Annotated in this window: 2 protein-coding genes; both read left to right on the forward strand. The window is 45.9% G+C overall.

All coding sequences use genetic code 11. The features are described from left to right. The first annotated feature begins 103 nt into the window (after positions 1–103). A complete protein-coding gene (mtgA, locus tag L0G63_RS13550) occupies positions 104–790 on the forward strand; it encodes a monofunctional biosynthetic peptidoglycan transglycosylase (protein ID WP_301451124.1) in 687 nt (228 codons plus the stop codon). A 282-nt stretch (positions 791–1072) separates the two neighbouring features. Further along, positions 1073–3223, forward strand: coding sequence for a polyphosphate kinase 1 (gene ppk1, locus L0G63_RS13555; protein WP_301451125.1), 2151 nt, complete (start codon positions 1073–1075; stop codon positions 3221–3223). The last annotated feature ends 292 nt before the right edge of the window (positions 3224–3515 follow it).

A 3515-nucleotide genomic window follows, 5' to 3' on the forward strand; every position in this document is an offset into this window, starting at 1 on the left:
CTGGAACAATTTTAGCGATCAGCAGTGCCTATTTGCGAATGTTCAACACGCCCTACTCATTTTCTCTCAGCTTATTACTTTTTTAATCACTCGGATATCACGCATGACAAGTTTTGGTAAGTTCATAAAACGTCTGTTGTTGGCAATTGTATTATTGGTTGTGGCATTTCATATTCTAGTCACCGGACTACTGCTAATTTGGAAAACACAGCCAATCAACAATAGCATGTTTATGTTAACCCATCGTCTAACGGGCGGCACCGTCACGCAGACATGGGCTGAGTACGACGCCATCGCCAAATCTGCCAAGCAAGCAGCAATTGTGAGTGAAGACTCAACGTTTAGTCAACATCATGGCTTCGATATCGACGGTATCAAAGCGGCACAAAAGAAAAACGAAGAGACGGGCAAAATGTCTGCTGGTGGTTCAACCATCACCCAACAGCTGGCAAAAAACCTGTTTTTGACCTCGCATCGCTCTTATGTACGTAAGGCAGAAGAAGCTGTCATAACCGTGATGATAGAAACACTGTGGGACAAGCAGCGTATCTTGACCGCTTATCTCAATGTGGCAGAGTTTGGTAATGGTATCTATGGTATCGATGCCGCCGCGCACCACTATTTTGATAAGTCTGCAGCCGATCTCAATCGAGATGAATCAGCGCTATTGATAGGAATGCTGACCAATCCGAAATACTATGAAGGCAATCAAGGCGATAGGGGCTTGCGTAACAAGCAACGCATTATCAAAAAACGTATGAAAAATGCGGTATTACCGCAAGCGTCTTAGCCGCTTTTAGTTTCTTGCATTGTATGGTTTGAACATTGGTGTTTAACAACGAGATAAGAATAATAGAAAAAACGACAGATGACAGCCCTTAGATAACGCACTGTGCTGCTGAGTTATGCTAAGTGCTGCTTTGTCATAAACATAATCGTACATAAGATGCTGGCGTATCGATAACGCAAAAGGAGTAGTAACGTGGTAGAGCATAACAGTAATCAGAGTAGTGGTGAGCTTAACGATATGATTGATGTCAATCATGTGAATGAAACGGCCATCGAAAAGGGTATGCAAGACATTATCCTTAGTAGCCAAGATGAACTGGTCGATGTCGAGTGGCAGCGCTCAGAAGACGGCAGTTATTCACCCAGCAGTTATATCAACCGAGATCTGTCTTTATTACAGTTTCATCTGCGTGTGTTAGCGCAGGCAGCCAGTCCTCGTCACCCACTGCTTGAGCGCTTGTTTTTTCTCATTATTTTTTCATCGAATCTCGATGAATTCTTTGAGATACGTGTCGCTGGCATCATGCAAAAACTCAATATCGGTGACGTATCGACCAGTGCTCACGGTATGCGCCCAAGCAAGGTACTCAATGAAATCTCTGTTATCACACACGATGCCATCAATGAGCAATACCGTATTCTCAACGAAGATATTTTGCCCGCTCTTGCGCTCGAGGATATCCGCTACCTAAAACGTGATGAGCTCAACGCTGAGCAATCTGCTTGGATGAAGCGTTATTTTACCGAGCAAGTCGTGCCAGTATTGACGCCGATAAGCATTGATCCTGCGCATCCATTCCCGCGATTGGTCAATAAAAGCCTGAACTTTATTGCCACATTAGAAGGCAAAGATGCTTTTGGTCGCGACATCAACTTGGCGATTGTACCAGCGCCTCGTAGCTTACCACGTGTGATTCGTCTGCCAGATGAGCTGACGGGCGGCAAAGAGCATCACGTGATGCTGTCCGCCATCATTCATGAACATATTGGCGAGCTGTTTCCGGGGATGAATGTCACCGGCTGTCATCAGTTTCGACTGACGCGTAATGCAGATTTGGATCTGGCGGATGATGTAGAAGATATCGCCAAAGCGCTTGAGGGCGAGCTTGAAAACCGCCGCTTCGGTGACAAAGTCCGTCTTGAGGTCACAACCGACTGTCCAGCGCACATCAGTGAGTATCTGCTCAATGAGTTTGAGTTGCATGACAATCAGCTGTATCGTGTCAATGGCCCTGTGAATCTGACGCGCTTATTGTTTGATTTTAATATTCCGGGACTGCGTTATCAGCCATTTACTCATGCCGTGCCAAAAGCCTTTCGCCGAGAGATGGATAAATCAGATAAATCATCCAGTATGTTTGCCGCTATGCGTAAAAGCGATGTACTGGTGCATCACCCTTTTCATTCATTCTCGCCTGTCGTCAACCTATTATGGCAAGCCGCCAATGACCCAAAAGTTTTGGCAATCAAGCAAACGCTGTACCGCTCAGGTACCAACTCAGAGATCGTCAAAGCGCTTGCCGCTGCCGCCCGTAACGGCAAAGAAGTCACTGCCGTCATTGAGTTGCGTGCGCGTTTCGATGAAGCCTCCAATATTGCTGTCGCCAACTATTTACAAGAAGCAGGTGCGGTTGTGGTTTATGGCATCGTCGGCTACAAGACCCATGCCAAGCTCATGCTCATCGTGCGCCGTGAAGAAGATCGAATCCGCCGCTATATCCACCTAGGCACAGGCAACTATCATGCGGCCAATGCCAAGGTATATACAGATTATGGCTTATTCAGTGCCGATCCTGATATCTCAGAAGATGTGCATAAGATATTTCAAGAGCTCACTGGTATGGGCAAACCTGCCAATCTCAAAAAACTACTGCATGCGCCCTTTACCTTGCATGATAAGTTGATGAGCTTTATCGATGATGAGATCGCTCACGCAAAGGCAGGCAAACGTGCTCATATCATGGTCAAGGTCAATGCTCTGACGGAGCGTCGCCTGATCGCCAAGCTCTATGACGCCTCTCAAGCAGGGGTAAAAATCGAGCTGATTTTGCGCTCAATGTGCTGTTTGCGTCCACAGGTCAAAGGTTTGTCGGAAAACATCACGGTACGCTCGGTGATTGGCCGGTTTTTAGAGCACACGCGCATTTACTATTTTTATAATAACGGTGATGAGCGTCTGTATTGTGGTAGTGCCGACTGGATGGATCGTAACTTGTTTCACCGCGTCGAAGTGGCGTTTCCAATCGAAAATAAGAAGCTCTTTAAGCAGATATATCAAGATGGTTTGATCAATTACTTACAAGACAACACGCAAGCGTGGGCACTGAGTGGCACAGGCGTATGGCAGCAGCTTCAGCCAGCAGCAGGGGAGGTGCCACACGTTGCTCAAGAACACCTACTAAAAGTGATCAATGGTGTCGACGAGTCCAACTGATTTGGACAAAGCTCAATGTCATCTCGTTTAAACAAGATGTTGTTAAACAAGGGTTGCTAACACCGTACCTTATATCGTCGATCATTATGGTCATGACTTAACCAAGCGCTGGTACGCCTCAGTGCTTGGTTTTTTTTGTATTAACAACACATCAAAGTTACAAACTGTCTTGTAACCTCACATTTATTCACATATTGATACGGCAGTACACTGGTGAATCTCACAGTATCCTACCTATAATTAGGGCGTGTTGAACATTCGACCATGGCACTGACAGCGACTATTTTTTAGG

It is taken from the genome of Psychrobacter sp., assembly GCF_030454045.1.
Lineage (GTDB): Bacteria > Pseudomonadota > Gammaproteobacteria > Pseudomonadales > Moraxellaceae > Psychrobacter.

Excerpts from the sequence above, each read along its gene's own strand:
- ppk1 (WP_301451125.1), top strand. The coding sequence starts at position 1,073 with ATGCAAGACATTATCCTTAGTAGCCAAGATGAACTGGTCGATGTCGAG.
- mtgA (WP_301451124.1), top strand. The coding sequence starts at position 104 with ATGACAAGTTTTGGTAAGTTCATAAAACGTCTGTTGTTGGCAATTGTA.